Here is a 16,127-nt window from a genome sequence, read left to right on the forward strand (position 1 = left end):
CGGCCGGCAGAAAAGCGCGGCTAAAATCTACCTTCTCCAGTGAGTACCCACTGCCTCTGCGTGCTGTCCGGTTAACGGTGCGCCAGGCTGAGCCCCTTTAACTCACCGCTGATAAAAGATGCGCAGATGAAAATTCGCGCATCTTTTGTACGTCATTATCTGGAATTTTCTGTAAATTAAGTTTCCGTATCGTTCCCCGCCTGAAGTGGTCAGACGCGAACTTTGGGCGGCTTGAAATATGTCATGCCTGTTACTCAGGCCTGTTACTGACAAAGGGAGAAACGAGATGGAAGAGTTAAACAAACGCGTGGAGCTGCTTGAAAAGGATACGCATAAAATCAGCGTAGATTTGGCAACGCTGACCGAACGCTCCAAAAATTTTGCCACGACGGCTTCGGTGGATGCGCTGGTTGCGCGTTGCGATAGCTTTGTCACTAAGGCGGAGTTCAACGGCAAGCTGCATGATTTTGAAGTGCGACTGAACGATCGTCTGGATCGGATGGACAACCGGATGAACGAACGGTTCGCAAAGATGGATGATCGGCACATGGCGATGATCAGCCGTTTAGATTCCAGAATCAACGCCACAGAATCAAGGATCAACGCCGTCGATTCCAAAATCTTCTGGGGGATTTTCTTACCGGGCATGACCGCCGCGATTGGCTGGTTTATCCGCACCGCCGTCATGACCTGAATGGCCGTGGGTAACCGATCAACCCGGATGCGCGGTGCCGCCACTTGCGGATGCTGTGCAGAATCAGCACTGACAAAGGGAGAAACGAGATGGATGAATTAAATAAACGGATTGAGCAGCTTGAAAAGGATACGCATCAAATCCGGCTGGATGTGACGGCGCTAACCGAGCGCTCCAAAAATTTTGCCACCACCGCTTCGGTGGAAAAGCTGATTGAGCGTTGTGATACGTTTGTCACCAAAGCCGAATTCACCGGCACACTGCATGCTTTTGAAGTTCGGCTTAATGAACGCTTAGATAACATGGATAGCCGGCATCAGGCGATGATTGAGAAACTGAATTCGCGTATCAACTCCAGCGACTCGAAGGTTTTTTGGGGCATTTTCCTGCCGATGATGACCGCAGCGATAACCTGGTTTGTTAAAACTGCAGTGCTGCAGGTCTGACACCTCACCTAAACGAGTAGCAGAAGCCCAGCCCGATGCCGACGAGGAAGCGGTAGCCCGTCAGAGTGCGGGCTTGTTAATGAATTTGTGCCTTTTTGTTTCAATCCCCTCACTTTCTGCGCGGGTTACTGTTACACTCTGCAAAATTGTTACCGGTAACAAAAAAGTGGCGTCTACAATAAAACCCTACGGCCCGTAGCACTATTCACCCGCGTTAACCCATTTTTCACGCCTGCAGCCGCCGGCGTCTGATAAGGCAATGTGATGTCAGAGCAAAAAACAGGAAGCACCCGCAGAGATTTTCTGCTGCGGACCATCAGCATCGCACCGGCGATGGCGATCGGTTCCGGCCTCGGCTCGCTGGCCGTGGCCCCGGCCGCAGCCAGCGCCGCTGAAACGCCCCAGGCCACCGGCCCGCAGCAGGCCCGTGATTACCAGCCGACCTGGTTTACCCCGGAAGAGTTTGCCTTTATCCGCGCGGCGGTCGCCCGGCTGATCCCGGCGGACGATCGTGGCCCCGGCGCGCTGGAGGCCGGCGTGCCGGAGTATATCGATCGACAGATGAACACCCCGTATGCCACCGGTGCCAACTGGTATATGCAGGGCCCGTTCCACTCGGATGCCGATAAAGCGCTGGGCTACCAGCTGCCGCTGGTCCCACGTGACATCTATCGTCTCGGGCTCGCTGATGCTGACGCACTGGCAAAACAGCAGCACGGCAAAGTGTTTGCACAGCTGAATGCGGAACAGCAGGACGCTTTCCTGCAGGCGCTGGAATCCGGCAACGCGGCGCTGCCGCAGCTGCCGGCGAAAACCTTCTTCTCTTTCCTGCTGCAGAACACCCGCGAAGGCTTCTTCAGCGACCCGATCCACGGCGGTAATCAGGGGCTGGTGGGCTGGAAGCTGATCAACTTCCCGGGCGCGCGCGCCGACTTTATGGACTGGGTGGAACGCGGTGAGCGCTATACGCTGCCGCCGGTGGGGATTCGCGGGGAGAGATCGTAAACATGGCAAACGTACTGAAAAAAGTGGACGCGGTGATCGTTGGTTTCGGCTGGGCCGGATCGATCATGGCGAAAGAGCTGACCGAAGCCGGTCTTAACGTGGTGGCGCTGGAGCGCGGCCCGCATCGTGATACCTATCCTGACGGTGCCTATCCGCAGGTGATTGACGAGCTGACCTACAACATCCGCAAAAAGCTGTTCCAGGATCTGTCGAAAAGCACCGTGACCATCCGGCATAACGCGGCGCAGACCGCACAGCCCTACCGTCAGCTGGCGGCGTTTCTGCCGGGCACCGGCACCGGCGGCGCGGGGCTGCACTGGTCCGGCGTTCACTTCCGCGTCGACCCGATCGAGCTGCGGATGCGCAGCCACTACGAAGAGCGCTACGGCAAAAACTTTATTCCGGAAGGGATGACCATCCAGGACTTCGGCGTCAGCTATGACGAGCTGGAGCCGTTCTTTGACCAGGCGGAAAAGGTGTTTGGCACCTCCGGCTCGGCGTGGAGCGTGAAGGGTAAGGTGGTCGGTCAGGGCGGCAAAGGTAACCCGTTTGCCCCGGACCGCTCGGCGGACTTCCCGCTGCCGGCACAGAAGCGCACCTACTCGGCGCAGCTATTTGCACAGGCGGCCGAAAGCATCGGCTATCATCCCTACGATCTGCCGTCGGCCAACACCTCCGGCCCGTACACCAATACCTACGGCGCGCAGATGGGGCCGTGCAACTTCTGCGGTTACTGCAGCGGCTACGCCTGCTATATGTATTCGAAGGCATCACCGAACGTTAACGTGCTGCCCGCGCTGCGCCAGGAGGCGAAGTTCGAGCTGCGTAACAACGCCTACGTGCTGCGGGTAAACCTTACCGACGATAAGAAACGTGCCACCGGCGTGACCTACGTCGATGGCCTCGGGCGCGAGCAGGAGCAGCCGGCCGATCTGGTGATCCTCTCCGCCTTCCAGTTCCATAACGTGCACCTGATGCTGCTTTCCGGCATCGGCAAACCTTACGATCCGGTGACCAATGAAGGCACCATCGGGCGTAACTTTGCCTACCAGAACATCTCCACCATCAAAGCGTTCTTTGATAAAGACGTGTTTACCAACAACTTTATTGGTGCCGGCGGCGCGGGCGTTGGCGTTGATGACTTTAACGCCGATAACTTCGACCACGCGCAGTACGGCTTTGTCGGTGGATCGCCGATGTGGGTCAACCAGGCGGGCGTGAAGCCGATCTCCGGCCTGCCGACCCCGCCGGGCACGCCGAACTGGGGCAGCCAGTGGAAGGCGGCGGTGGCCGATCGCTACACCCATCACGTGTCGATGGATGCTCACGGCGCGCACCAGTCGTACCGCAGTAACTACCTCGATCTCGATCCGAACTACAGAAACGTTTACGGTCAGCCGCTGCTGCGTATGACCTTCGACTGGCAGGAAAACGACATCAAAATGTCGCAGTTTATGCACGGGCGCATGCACAAAATTGCCGAAGCAATGAATCCGCAGCTGATCAGCGGCGCGCCGAAAATGCCGGGTACCCACTTTGATACCACCGTGTATCAGACCACCCATATGAACGGCGGTGCGATTATGGGTGAAGACCCGAAAACCAGCGCGCTGAACCGCTATCTGCAGAGCTGGGACGTGCCGAACGTGTTTGTGCCGGGCGCTTCCGCCTTCCCGCAGGGGCTGGGTTATAACCCGACCGGGATGGTGGCCGCGCTGACCTACTGGTCGGCGAAGGCGATTCGCGAGCAGTATCTGAAAAACCCCGGCCCGCTGGTACAGGCATAAGGACACGCAGATGAAAAAGATGATTTCAGGCCTGCTGCTGGGCATGGCGGCGTTTGGCGCATCCGCAGCGACCGCCAACACAGCGGCAGCAGATAACGCGACCGCACAGGCGGCGGGCGAGGAGAGCGGGGCGGCGCTGATCCGGCGCGGTGAGTACCTGGCACGCGCCGGTGACTGCGTGGCCTGCCACACCCAGGCTGGCGGTCAGCCGTTTGCCGGCGGGCTGCCGATGGCGACGCCGATCGGTACCATTTACTCCACCAATATCACCCCGGATAAGCAGAGCGGGATCGGCGACTACAGCTACGACGACTTCCAGAAAGCGGTGCGTCACGGCGTGGCGAAGAACGGCGACACGCTCTACCCGGCGATGCCGTATCCGTCCTACGCGGTGGTCAGCGACGAGGATATGCAGGCGCTGTACGCGTACTTTATGCACGGCGTGCAGCCGGTGGCACAGGCGAACCGGGAAAGCGATATTCCCTGGCCGCTGTCGATGCGCTGGCCGCTGGCTGTCTGGCGCGGCGTATTTGCCCCGGACGTGAAGGCCTTCCGGCCATTACCGGGGCAGGATGCGACGCTGGCGCGCGGCCAGTATCTGGTGGAGGGGCTGGGCCACTGCGGCGCCTGCCATACGCCGCGCAGCATCACCATGCAGGAGAAGGCGCTGAACGACCATCAGGGCAGCGACTTCCTCTCCGGCAGCAGTGCGCCGATCGACGGCTGGACCGCCAGCAACCTCAGAGGCGACGGCCGTGACGGGCTGGGTCGCTGGAGCGAAGACGATCTCGCGCAGTTCCTGCGCTACGGCCGCAACGACCATACTGCGGTATTTGGCGGCATGACCGACGTGGTGCAGCACAGCCTGCAGTATCTGACCGCGGACGATATCACGGCGATTGCCCGTTATCTGAAGTCGCTGGGGGCGAAAGACCCGAATCAGGCCGGTTTTGCCCCGGATGACACGGTGGCGAAGGCGCTGTGGCAAGGGGATGACGGTAAAACAGGGGCGGCGGCCTACGTGGACAGCTGCGCTGCCTGCCATAAGACCGACGGCAGCGGCTATCAGCGCTTCTTCCCGGCGCTGCGCGGTAACCCGGTGGTGCTGGCTGAGGATCCGACCTCGCTGATCCATATCGTGCTGACCGGCGCACAGCTGCCGGGCGTGCAGGGTGCTCCGTCGACCATCACCATGCCGGCCTTCGGCTGGCGGCTGAACGACCAGCAGGTGGCGGACGTGGTCAACTTTATCCGCACCAGCTGGGGCAATACCGCGAAATCAACCGTTTCCGCCCGCGACGTGGCGAAACTGCGCAAGGATGAAACGGTGGCCGGGCGCCAGGGTAACGCCGACGTGGAGAAGCTGACGCCGTAACGACAGCTATTCAGGGGCCGGTTTACCACCGGCCCTTCAAAAGCGTTAAACCAGCACTTTTTTAAGTGGTGTGACGAAATCAACGCCCATGGCAGCGGCGTAGCCGATAAGGGTATCAATGGTCGGTGATGCCCTGCCTTTCTCCAGTTTGCTGATCGCCTGACGGCTGACGCCAACGGACTTTGCAATGTCGTTTTGAGTCAGATTACGGTTTTTACGCATATCAACAAACTGTGCCATCAGTTCCTGTCTTTTCAGCACCACCGCGTAAGCTTTAGCCGTTTCTTCGTCTTGCAGTAGTTCTGTCCGAACGTCATCCCATGCGTGTAAATCGTGGCTTTCTTTCATTGATTCCTGCTCCGGTCGCACTGACGATTTTGTATTTGGCGCACGGCTATAAAGTCTTGCCAGCGCTTCAACCCCTTGTGCTTATTCGCCTGGGGCGTGGCATTGCTCTTTTTGGCAAAGATATGGGTGATGATGTATTTACTTTCATGATAATGAAAATAAAACCCTCTCATCCAGTGGCTGGATGACTGTGTTTTCAGTTCGTACATATCGCCCTGAATCTTCTCAACGTCCGGTATACCTGAAGCGGGACCGTGCTTTTCGAAAGTCTCAATGGCTGCGATAAACTCTGCTCTGTTAGCGGGATTCAGGTCGAAAAGCTCTTTTCTCGCCGCTGCCAGTAACATCACCGGGTAGCGTTTTGCTGTTTTTTTATTCTCTTTTCCTTGTGTCATTTTGTCAACCTTAAGGTTTACTTTATGTGGATCACAAGGCCGAAAACTACCATCAGCAGGGGGAGCAATGAGGTGCATGTAATGCGCTATTTAGCATAAGGGGCCGGTTGACCACCGGCCCCGTTTTGTCACTGACCGTAATAGGCGGACGCCCCGTGCTTGCGCAGATAGTGTTTATCCAGCAGCACCTGCTGCATCGAGGCGATCCCCGGCGTCAGCTGGCGTGAGAACAGGTTCATATAGGCTATCTCTTCCAGTACCACCGCGTTATGTACCGCATTGTCTGCGCTGCTGCCCCAGGCGAACGGGCCGTGGGCGTTGACCAGCACCGCCGGGATCGCCGTCGGGCTGATCCCGCGGCGGCGGAAGGTGTCGATAATCACTTCGCCGGTGTTGTGCTCGTAGTCGCTGGCGATCTCCTGCGGCGTCATCAGCCTGGTGCAGGGGATCGCGCCGTAGAAGTAGTCGGCGTGGGTGGTGCCCCAGGCGGGCAGATCCAGCCCGGCCTGCGCCCAGATGGTGGCGTGGCGCGAGTGGGTGTGCACGATGCCGCCGATATCGGCAAAGGCGCGGTACAGCGCCAGGTGAGTGGCGGTATCCGAAGAGGGCTTTTTGCTGCCCTCGACGACCCGGCCGCTCTCCACATCGACCACCACGATATCGTCCACCGTCATGCCCTCATAGTCGACGCCGGACGGCTTAATCGCCACCCGGCCGCTGGCGCGATCGATGGCGCTGACGTTGCCCCAGGTAAAGGTCACCAGCCGGTGGCGCGGCAGCGCCAGATTAGCCTCTAAAACCTGCTGTTTCAGCGAAGATAAGCTCATTGTAATCCTCCTTCCTGCATTTTCTGTTCAATCCAGCGCCGTGCCTGCACGATCTCGGCCACCGGCTCTTCGGCTTTTTCGGTCCACATCTCAATCAGAAACGCGCCGCGATAGTTAAGCTGCTTCAGCGTGCGGAACACGCCAACGAAATCGACGCAGCCCTCACCAAAGGGCACGTCGCGGAACTGCCCCGGCGAACGGTCGGTGACCGGCTGGGTGTCCTTCAGGTGGATGGCGGCGATGCGGTCAATGCCCAGCGCCAGCTCCGCGGCGACGTCGTTGCCCCAGGCGCTGAGGTTGCCGACGTCGGGGTAGACCGTGAACCACGGCGAGGCCTGCTGCTGGTCCCACTGTTTCCACTTGCTGATGGCGTTCATAAATTCAGTGTCCATAATCTCTACCGCCAGCATCACTTGGGCGGCGGCGGCGCGATCCACCGCCCAGGCGATGCCCTCGGCGAAACGTGCCACCGTACCTTCGTCGCGCGGTTCGTAGTAGACGTCATAGCCGGCCAGCTGAATGGTGCGGATACCGACATCCTTCGCCAGCTGAATCGCCTGCTCCATCAGCGTATAGGCCTGCTGGCGCACCGCCGGATCGCGGCTGCCGAACGGGAAGCGGCGGTGGCCGGAGAGGCACATCGAGGGCACGGTGACGCCGGTTTCCAGCATCGCGTTGACCAGCGACAGCCGCTGCTCGCGGCTCCACTGCAGCCGCGCCAGCCGGATGTCCGTTTCGTCCACCGACATCTCAACAAAATCAAAGCCGCAGGCCTTCGCCAGCGCCAGCCGTTCCGGCCAGCTGAGGTTGGCGGGCAGCGCTTTCTCATAAATTCCCAGTGGGTGCTGGCGCATCATTTTTTCCCCCAGATGGCGTCAATTGCCTGATGAAATTCCGCCGCCACGGCCACGCCGTGCGGGCCGTCGGTCAGCGCGCGTCCGGCGATAAACGCCTTCACGTTAATCTGTGCAAACTGCGGCAGGTCGGCGGGGGTGATGCCGCCGGTCACCGACAGGGCGAAGCCGAGATCGGAGAGCGCCTTCATCGCGTCCAGATCCTGTGGCCCCCACTGCTGGCCGCTGGCCTGGGCATCGCGTCCGCGGTGGTAAATCGCCTGGCGCAGCCCGAGACGCCGCCATTCGCGGGCGTCGTCCAGCGTCCAGTGGCCGAACAGCTCGATCTGGATCTCGCCGCCGTGCGCCTCGGCCACCTGCTGTGCGCTGGCAAAGGTGGCCAGCGGCGCGGCGCAGATCACCGTCATCCAGCTGGCCCCGGCCTGAAACGCCAGTGCGGCCAGCGTGCTGCCGGCGTCGGCAACTTTAAAGTCGGCGACCAGCGTTTTTTCGGGCAGTAGTTCGCGCAGCGCGCGCACCGCGGCAGCGCCTTCGCTCAGGCACAGCAGGGTGCCAGCTTCCACGATATCCACATGGGCATGCAGCCGCCGGGCGGCGTCCAGCGCCTGCTCCAGCCGGGTGTGATCCAGCGCCAGCTGCAGCTGTGGCAAGGGGTGACGGTTCATGGTGTGGTTTCCTGTTCCACGGCGGTCAGTGCCGCCACCAGCCGCTGATAGCGCTGATATTTTTGTTGGTAGAGCCGATGGCGTTCCGCATCCGGCTGATAACAGACGACTTCCGGTGCCAGAGTCTGCTGTGCGGCCAGCAGCGACGGATACGCCCCGGTGCCGGTCATCGCCACCAGCGCCGCGCCCAGGCAGCCGCTCTCCTCAATCTGCGGGATCTCCACCGGCAGGCCGCTGATGTCGGCGAACATCTGCATCCAGCAGGCAGAGCGGGTCGGGCCACCGCTGAGGCGCAGGGCCGTGACGCGCGGGAAGCGCTGGCGGATGCGGTTGAGGTGAGTCAGATGGGCGAACACCACCCCCTCGTAGATCGCCTGTAACAGATGGCCGCGCTGGTGTGCAGCCTGCAGGCCGTAGAAACTGGCGTGCAGATTGCCCCCGGCGTTATTGCCGTACAGGAAGGGGACAAACAGCAGCGAGCTGGCCGCCGGTGGCAGTTCCGCCACCCACTGATTAAGGCGCGGGTAGTCGTTCAGCCCCCACTGCTGGCAGAACCACTCGAGGTTGGCGGCGGAGGTCGGGCTGGCCTCGTGAATAATGTACTGGCCGTCGATGGCGTAGCGGCCGTAAACAAACGGGTAGTCGACCTCATCGCTCAGGCGGTCGGTGATGCCGCTGGTCACCGACCAGGTGCCCATTACCGCGTTGATGCGGGTGTCGTCATCCAGCCCGGCGCACAGCGCGGTGGAGACCACGTCAAACAGCCCGCCGACCACCGGCGTACCCGGCTTAAGCCCGCACAGCGCGGCGGCCCCGGCCGTCACCGTACCCGCCACAGCAGCAGAGCCGATAATCGCTGGCAGGGCCGGCAGGATCTCTGCAATTCCCAGCCGCTGTGCCAGCGCGGGCGAAAAGTCGCCCTGCTGCATATCGTACAGGTTGGATTCGGAGATATTGGTCTCTTCACAGGCCAGCTCGCCGGTCAGGCGGTAGCGCAGGTAGTCGTGCGCCATCAGCACGCTGCCAATGGCGGCATAACGCTGCGGTTCATGCAGTTTCACCCAGCGCAGCAGCGACACCGGGTGGCCGGTCCACAGCGTCTGGCGGGTGACCGGGTAGAGCGCGGCGGGCACCCCGTCGCGCTGCCACTGCTGCACCAGCGCCAGCGCCCGGCGGTCGGAGGAGAGGATGCCGTTGCCGAGCGGCTCGCCCTGCTTATCCAGCAGAAACAGCCCTTTACCCTGTGCGGAGATGCCCACCCCGGCCACCTGCGCGGCGTCCAGCCCGCTGTTCTCCAGCACCTGACGGATTACCGTCGCCGCCTGTTGCCACAGCTGGTGCAGGTCGCGCTCGGCGCGGCCCGGTTCCGGCACCAGCACCGGCAGGCTCTGCCGGGCGACCGCCAGCTCGCGGCCCTGTGCGTTATACAGCCCGGCCTTAATAAAGGTGCCGCCGCAGTCAAGCCCTAACCAGTAGCTCATACGACCGCCTTACGTGCGTTATCGCAGCGGGCTGGCAGGGTCAGCGCCAGCAGCGAGGCCAGCGCCAGCGAGACCGCCAGGCTGTAAACGCCGGCATCCTTGCTGTATTCGGCGATCAGTACGCCAACCATATAGGGGCCGCAGAAACCGCCAAGGTTGCCCAGCGCGTTAATCACCCCGCGCGCGCCGCCGGCCACTTCGGCGTTAAACAGCCGCGGCGGAATACTCCAGAACACCCCGGCCGCCGACTGAATAAACACCCCGCAGCCGACCAGCGCGGCGTAGGACCACCAGATATGCGCCTTCAGCACCACCGACAGCGCCATGCACAGCGCAAAGCCGGCCAGCGGCAGCGTTACGAACAGCCTGCGGCGGCCGCTGGCGTCCGACAGGCTGGAGAACAGAAACATGCCGAAAATAGCCCCGACGTAAGGCAGGATCGCCAGCCAGCCGACCTGGGCAATATTGCCGTGGGTCAGCTCTTTCAGGATGGTCGGCAGCCACAGCGTGTAGCCGTAGATACCGGTCTGATAGAAGAAGTTGACCATAATCAGCCGCCACATCACCGGTTCGCGCATCACCTGGCGCAGCGAGGCTTTGCGGGTGTTCTGGCCTTTGATCTGCAGCTGTTCATCGTGCAGCGTTTTAATCAGATACTGCTTCTCGGCGGCGGAGATCCACTTCGCCTCCTGCGGACGGTTGCTGATGGTAAAGTGCCACAGCGCCATCACCACCAGCGACATGCCCCCCTCAACGAAGAACAGCATGCGCCAGTCCCAGCCGGTGATGATCCAGCCGGAGAGCGGGGCGGTGAGGATGCCGGCGATCGGCACGAACATGATCACGATGGCGTTGGCGCGGCCGCGCTCGGCGTCCGGGAACCAGTTGCCGATCATGGTCAGCACCACCGGCAGCATACCGCCCTCGGAGACGCCGAGCGCAAAGCGCAGCGCCAGCAGCTGATAATGGTTGCTGGCAAAGCCGGTCAGCACCGAGATCACCGCCCAGGCCAGCAGCGACCAGCCGATAAAGCGCTTGCCGTTGCCGTACACCGCCAGCCTGCCGCCGGGCACCTGCAGAAACAGGTAGCCGATAAAGAAGATGCCGCCGGCCAGGCCGGCCATCGAGGCGCTGATGCCGAGGTCGGCATCCATACCGCCGGGCATGGCGAAGGCGATATTCACCCGGTCCATATAGGAGATGATGCAGGTGATCAGGATCGGCGGCACGATGCGCAGCCAGCGCATCGCCGGGACCGCGTCGCGGGTGTCAGTGGTGGAGGTCAGACTCATAGCGATCCTCGTTGCTCAGGCCAGGTCGGCGACAGGAATTTTTACCACCACCTTGCGGATCGCCTGTGGCGTCTCCAGCATGCCGTTCGGGCGGTGAATATCTTGCGGATAGAACACCGCAAAGTTGCCCGGCTGCATCAGCAGCTGGCTCTCATGCGTTGCGTCCTGATAGAACACGATGTCGCGTTCTTCATCGTAGGGCTGCTGCACGGGCAGATCGGCCTGCGCCGTTGCGACACCGATCAGCTCGCTGCCGCTCACCAGGAACTGCACGTCGAGATGGCGGCGGTGCGCTTCCGGGAAGTTCTCATGGCCCGGCGAGGTCTGCAGATCCAGCACCTGCACCACCCAGCCGGTGGCGTCGTCCTGATAGCGCCCGGCGGCCATCGCCGCCAGGTCATGGCCGCGCAGGTAGTCGAGCGCGCGGGCGATGGCGGCGGGATAGTGGCGGGTATCGGTATTCTCAATGTGACCAAAGATCATCGCGTTGCTCCTTACAGGGCCTGGATACGTGCCCAGACGCGTTCATCAACCGGGATACCGAGCCGCTGGTTTTCAGCGCGAATGCCGGGGAATTTGTGGCCGGGCAGGCGGATCGCCTGCTGGCTGTCGGCACGTTCGGCACCGCTGATCGACTCGCGGATGCGCTGCAGCTTGCTGTCGCGGGTTGGGCCGTCGATCAGCCGGTCAACGTCGATGGCGATAAACACCTGGGAGATACCGAATTCGTCGCCGTTGTCCTCGGTCACCTCGGTCACCGAGGCACCGTTAGAGAGCAGGGTGGCGACCATATCCAGCACGATGGAGAGCGCCGATCCCTTCCAGTAACCCATCGGCAGAATGCGGCGGTTAGCCTCAATGGTGGCCGGGTCGCGGGTGTAGTGGCCGTCGTCGTCAAAGCCGCCGTCCACCGGCAGCGTATTGCCCGCCAGGCGGTTAATTTCCAGCATGCCGTAGGAGAACATCGACATCGACATATCGACCATGGTGATCGGATCGCCCGGTACGGCGACGATCAGCGGATTGGTACCGATGGCGCAGTTTTTTGCCCCCCACGGCGGCATTACCGCAATCGAGTTGGTCCAGCAGACGCTGATATAGCCCTTTTCTGCCGCCTGCCAGCCGTAGCTGCCGCCGCGCATCCAGTGGTTGGCGTTACGCAGCGCCACCAGGCCGATGCCGTGATCGTCGGCCAGCGCCATGGCGCGATCCATCATGCTCCGGCCGGTGAGGTTACCGATGGCGCGGTGGGCGTCCCACTGTTCGATCGCCCCCAGCGACAGGATCTTCTGCGGCTCGGCGTCCGGTACGATATGCCCGGCGTCCAGCTGCTGGATAAAGCGCGGGAAGCGGTTGACGCCGTGGGAATAGACGCCGTTTTCGCTGGTGTCGGCAAACAGGGTGGCGCAGGCGTCGGCTTTCTCCTCCGTCACGCCGCGTGCCAGTAACACTCTTAAGAACTCTTGCTTTAACTGCGCGTAGCTGATTCTCATTCTGCTGGTTCCCTGCCGCCGGGTACGCACCCGGTACTGGCGGCGTAATTTCAATATATGGAATGACGTTTCAAATAAATCCTATGGGGAACAGCGGGGGAAGTCAAAAAAAGAGGGTGTAAATTTTTCTTTAAAAATCAATGAAATAAAACCGTGTTTGGCTTCTGTGATCGCGGGCACATCGGGCGGGGATGGGGCGCGGGGCATCGCAGAACAGTCAGACCGATCTGTGGATCCTCCCCCGTAGAAAACAGGGGGGAGGCTGTTATGTGCAGGTCAGCGGCGGCCGCTGCAATCCCGCTCTGTTACTGGCGCAGTGGTCGACACTGGCAGGCAGGTTAGCGGGCGGGATACGGCGCGGTGGCTTTACGGCTGGCCTGCACGTGGCCGGCGACCCTTACCGCCCGATCCGCACCCGGTAGAGCGAGGTGGTGGCGGTGATATACAGCTCGTCACCGTCCGGGCCGCCGAGGGTACAGTTCGACACCCGCTCCGGCACCGCGATCTTGCCCTGGCGCTGTCCCTGGCTGTCGAACAGGATCACGCCGTCATCGCAGCTGCACCAGATCGATCCTGACGGATCGACGCAGAAGCCGTCCGGGATGCCCGGATCCACCCCGGCAAACTGGCGCCCGTCCACCAGCTGCATGCCGTCAACCCGGTAGACCCGCAGCTCACGGCGGCCCAGCGTCGGAAAGTCGATAACCGACATATCCGCCACGTAGAGCAGGCTTTCATCCGGTGAAAACGCCAGCCCGTTTGGGCGCTGCACGTCGCTGGCGGCGATACTTAGCTGCCGGGTGGCCGGATCGAAGCAATATACGTAGCAGCCGATCACCTGGCTGTGCGCGTGGTAGCCCTCGTCGTCGCTGATAATGCCGTAGGGGGGATCGGTAAACCAGATCGTCCCGTCGGAGCGCACCACCACGTCGTTCGGCGAGTTGAAGCGCTTGCCGTCGACCTTCTCCACCAGCAGCCGGACGCTGCCGTCCGCCTCGGTGCGGCTGATGGCGCGGCGGCCGTGTTCACAGCTCACCACCCGCCCTTCGCGGTCCAGCGCGTTGCCGTTAGCGTAGTGTGACGGTGAGCGCCACAGGCTCAGCTCACCGTTGCGCTGCCAGCGGAACATGCGGTTGCCTTTCACGTCGCTGAACACCACCGCATCCTGCTGCGGCAGCCATACCGGCCCTTCGGCCCAGATGGCCGGCGAGCAGAGTTTTTCCAGGATGAGTCCGTCCGTTACTGACATAGGTCCTCCGTTATTTCACGCCCCAGATGGCCTTGTAGTGCCCCTGGTAGTCATTTTGCGGGTCGTAGTGGTTCTGCGGCCCGCCGTCGCTGCCGATATTCTCTTTAGTGATCAGGTGCGCCGGGGTGATATAGCCGGACGGCGGCTGGCCGGCAAAGGCGCGGTTAAACTCGTCCAGCAGCTGCCAGCCGTGCAGCGCCAGCGGTTCAGCCACCGTGCCCAGCTGGCTGTCGCCGTTGCGGATGCGCTGGAAGGCCGAGATCGAGCCGTCGCCGGCGGAGATGTTATACGGCGCGTTGCTGCCGCCTTTACCGGCGGTTTTCAGCGCCGGGGCCATAAAGTCAAAGTAGAGATCGTTGATCGCCAGCGCGTACTGGAAGCGGTCGCCGTACTTCTGCAGCAGGCTGAAGGTCATCGACGGCATGCGGTTGGCGGTATCCGCCAGCGGCGTATCGATAAACTCCACCAGCTGACAGCCACTGCATTTGGCGATCTCCGCCTTCATCACGTTGGCCTTATCCAGCGCGATCTGGTACAGCGAGTCGGTGAAGATCAGCACCTTCGCGGTGCCGCCGGATTTCACCACCGCGTACTGCGCGGCGAGGCGGGCCACCTCGTTAGAGTCAGAAGTAATGTTGGTGACGATATTGTACTGCGCCAGCGGCCCCGGCTGCGGTTTGGCGTGCCAGGCCATCAGCACGATCTTCTGCTGGTGGGCTTTCTTCAGCAGGATTTTCGCCACGTTCGGATCCCAGCCGCCGATCACAATGCCGTCCGGGCGCTGGGCGATCGCCTGGTTCAGCGCCGCCAGCTGATCTTTCACCGAACCCCCGCCGTCCAGGGTGTCCAGCTGCCAGCCTGCCGCCTTCGCGGCGTCGCTCAGCCCCTGCTGCACGCCCTGGATGCCGCCGTTTTTCATATCGGCGGCGATGAAAATCACCTTTTTATTCGGCTGCAGACGCGGGCCGCTGGTCGGGCCGTCCCACTCGCTGACGCTGGCGGTGGCTCTGGTGACCGCCGCCGTGGCCTGGTCAAGGTAGCTGTCGGCCCAGGCGGGCAGCGATCCGGCAAGCAGGGTACAGAGGGCAAGAGCAGGAACATGACGTTTCATAGCGAACTCCCTGGAGTGATGGTTTTCTGATTATTGTCTGGCGTGCTGGCCGGGGTGCTCTGGTTGCGCACTACGGCTTTCTGATTGAGCATCCGGCGGCGCTGGGCGTAACCGGCAAGGGTGATTGACAGCAGCAGGGTGGCACCGTTAAACAGCGGTTCGACCCAGAATTCCCCGCCAAACTGCTGGATGCCGGCGATGCCGATGGCGAGAATAGCGATACCGACCACGGTGCCCCAGACGTTGACCCGCCCCGGACGAATGGTGGTGCTGCCGAGGAAGGCGCCGACCAGCGCCGGTAACAGGTAGTCCATGCCGACGCTGGCCTGGCCGACGCCCTGTTCGGCGGCGATCAGCACGCCGCTAAAGCCGGTCAGCACGCTGGAGGCGATAAACGCGCCGATGGTAAATTTATTCACCGCGATGCCGTTCAGCCGCGCCGCCGCCGGGTTTCCGCCCACCGCGTACATGCAGCGGCCGAGCGGGGTATGTTCGGTTACCAGCCACAGCACCACCGCCACCGCCAGCACGTAAAACGCCCCGATCGGAATGCCGAACAGCTCGGTGTACTGCAGCGCGGTGAAGGCATCGGGCAGGTCGCCGACGATCTGGCGGCCGCCGGAGTGCCACAGCGCCACCGCGTAGAGCACGGTGCCGGAGCCCAGCGTGGCGACAAAGCTGTCGATATCGGCCAGCGCGACCAGGATGCCGTTCAGCAGCCCGTACAGCGCCGAGATCGCCAGCACCGTCAGCACCGCCATCTGCCACGAGAAGCCGTACTGCACCTGCAGCGTGATGGCAAGGATGTGCCACAGCACGATGCCGAAGCCGACGTTAAGGTCGATTTTACCGACGATCATCGGCAGGGTGGCCGCCAGCGCCAGCAGGGCGATTTTGGCTTTGCTGGCGAGGATCGCCTGCAGGGTCAGCATGCTGGCGAACGACGGCGACAGCAGCGAGAACAGCAGCGTCAGCAGCACGCACAGCAGCAGCAGGCCGTAGCGGGTGATCACCTGCATCGACCAGGGGCCAATGCCGTGCTGGCCGAGGCTGACCCGCTGCTCCAGTGCCGTAGACTTAACGGATGTTTTGTTGGACATATCGC

General features: G+C 61.9%; 17 protein-coding genes. 5 read left to right on the forward strand and 12 right to left on the reverse strand.

Annotated features, from left to right (window positions below):
• Window positions 1-286: 286 nt before the first annotated feature.
• The 5 genes from ASF13_RS09285 to ASF13_RS09305 all read left to right on the forward strand — a co-directional run bounded on the left by ASF13_RS09285 (window position 287) and on the right by ASF13_RS09305 (window position 5,307).
• Window positions 287-694 carry a hypothetical protein gene (locus ASF13_RS09285; RefSeq protein WP_056235207.1) on the forward strand — a complete coding sequence of 136 codons (408 nt, stop codon included), beginning with the start codon at window positions 287-289 and terminating at the stop codon, window positions 692-694.
• An 89-nt stretch (window positions 695-783) separates the two neighbouring features.
• Complete coding sequence (locus ASF13_RS09290; protein WP_056235209.1) at window positions 784-1,140, forward strand: hypothetical protein; 357 nt, start codon at window positions 784-786, stop codon at window positions 1,138-1,140.
• 264 nt (window positions 1,141-1,404) lie between these two features.
• Complete coding sequence (locus ASF13_RS09295) at window positions 1,405-2,145, forward strand: gluconate 2-dehydrogenase subunit 3 family protein (protein ID WP_056235211.1); 741 nt, start codon at window positions 1,405-1,407, stop codon at window positions 2,143-2,145.
• A 2-nt stretch (window positions 2,146-2,147) separates the two neighbouring features.
• A complete protein-coding gene (locus ASF13_RS09300) occupies window positions 2,148-3,932 on the forward strand; it encodes a GMC family oxidoreductase (protein ID WP_056235212.1) in 1,785 nt (594 codons plus the stop codon).
• 10 nt (window positions 3,933-3,942) lie between these two features.
• A complete protein-coding gene (locus ASF13_RS09305; RefSeq protein ID WP_056235214.1) occupies window positions 3,943-5,307 on the forward strand; it encodes a cytochrome c in 1,365 nt (454 codons plus the stop codon).
• A 45-nt stretch (window positions 5,308-5,352) separates the two neighbouring features.
• On the opposite strand, the gene ASF13_RS09310 is transcribed toward ASF13_RS09305, so the two are convergent.
• The 12 genes from ASF13_RS09310 to ASF13_RS09365 form a co-directional block, all read right to left on the reverse strand.
• The gene (locus ASF13_RS09310) at window positions 5,353-5,655 is read right to left on the reverse strand and encodes a helix-turn-helix transcriptional regulator (RefSeq protein ID WP_056235216.1); all 303 of its coding nucleotides are present in this window, start codon (window positions 5,653-5,655) and stop codon (window positions 5,353-5,355) included.
• Window positions 5,652-6,050, reverse strand: a complete 399-nt coding sequence (locus ASF13_RS09315) for a type II toxin-antitoxin system RelE/ParE family toxin (RefSeq protein WP_056235218.1) — start codon at window positions 6,048-6,050, stop codon at window positions 5,652-5,654. The genes ASF13_RS09310 and ASF13_RS09315 overlap by 4 nt, the downstream gene beginning before the upstream one ends.
• A gap of 128 nt (window positions 6,051-6,178) precedes the next feature.
• Complete coding sequence (araD, locus tag ASF13_RS09320) at window positions 6,179-6,877, reverse strand: L-ribulose-5-phosphate 4-epimerase (RefSeq protein ID WP_056235221.1); 699 nt, start codon at window positions 6,875-6,877, stop codon at window positions 6,179-6,181.
• Window positions 6,874-7,731, reverse strand: a complete 858-nt coding sequence (locus ASF13_RS09325; RefSeq protein WP_056236359.1) for an L-ribulose-5-phosphate 3-epimerase — start codon at window positions 7,729-7,731, stop codon at window positions 6,874-6,876. The genes araD and ASF13_RS09325 overlap by 4 nt, the downstream gene beginning before the upstream one ends.
• On the reverse strand, window positions 7,731-8,396 hold the full coding sequence (gene ulaD, locus ASF13_RS09330; protein ID WP_056235223.1) for a 3-keto-L-gulonate-6-phosphate decarboxylase UlaD: 666 nt from the start codon (window positions 8,394-8,396) through the stop codon (window positions 7,731-7,733). The genes ASF13_RS09325 and ulaD overlap by 1 nt, the downstream gene beginning before the upstream one ends.
• A complete protein-coding gene (locus ASF13_RS09335; RefSeq protein WP_056235225.1) occupies window positions 8,393-9,877 on the reverse strand; it encodes an FGGY-family carbohydrate kinase in 1,485 nt (494 codons plus the stop codon). Before ASF13_RS09335 ends, ulaD begins: the two co-directional genes overlap by 4 nt.
• Complete coding sequence (locus tag ASF13_RS09340) at window positions 9,874-11,169, reverse strand: MFS transporter (RefSeq protein ID WP_056235228.1); 1,296 nt, start codon at window positions 11,167-11,169, stop codon at window positions 9,874-9,876. The genes ASF13_RS09335 and ASF13_RS09340 overlap by 4 nt, the downstream gene beginning before the upstream one ends.
• A gap of 15 nt (window positions 11,170-11,184) precedes the next feature.
• Window positions 11,185-11,652: a YhcH/YjgK/YiaL family protein gene (locus ASF13_RS09345; protein ID WP_056235231.1), complete on the reverse strand. Its 468-nt coding sequence runs from the start codon at window positions 11,650-11,652 to the stop codon at window positions 11,185-11,187.
• An 11-nt stretch (window positions 11,653-11,663) separates the two neighbouring features.
• Window positions 11,664-12,662, reverse strand: a complete 999-nt coding sequence (yiaK, locus tag ASF13_RS09350; protein WP_056235234.1) for a 3-dehydro-L-gulonate 2-dehydrogenase — start codon at window positions 12,660-12,662, stop codon at window positions 11,664-11,666.
• A 397-nt stretch (window positions 12,663-13,059) separates the two neighbouring features.
• Window positions 13,060-13,911 carry an SMP-30/gluconolactonase/LRE family protein gene (locus ASF13_RS09355; protein WP_056235235.1) on the reverse strand — a complete coding sequence of 284 codons (852 nt, stop codon included), beginning with the start codon at window positions 13,909-13,911 and terminating at the stop codon, window positions 13,060-13,062.
• Window positions 13,912-13,921: 10 nt separating this feature from the next.
• A complete protein-coding gene (locus ASF13_RS09360) occupies window positions 13,922-15,022 on the reverse strand; it encodes a substrate-binding domain-containing protein (RefSeq protein WP_056235238.1) in 1,101 nt (366 codons plus the stop codon).
• A complete protein-coding gene (locus ASF13_RS09365) occupies window positions 15,019-16,122 on the reverse strand; it encodes an ABC transporter permease (protein ID WP_056235240.1) in 1,104 nt (367 codons plus the stop codon). The genes ASF13_RS09360 and ASF13_RS09365 overlap by 4 nt, the downstream gene beginning before the upstream one ends.
• Window positions 16,123-16,127: the final 5 nt, after the last annotated feature.

Origin of the sequence: Erwinia sp. Leaf53, from assembly GCF_001422605.1 — a bacterium.
Classification (GTDB): domain Bacteria; phylum Pseudomonadota; class Gammaproteobacteria; order Enterobacterales; family Enterobacteriaceae; genus Erwinia.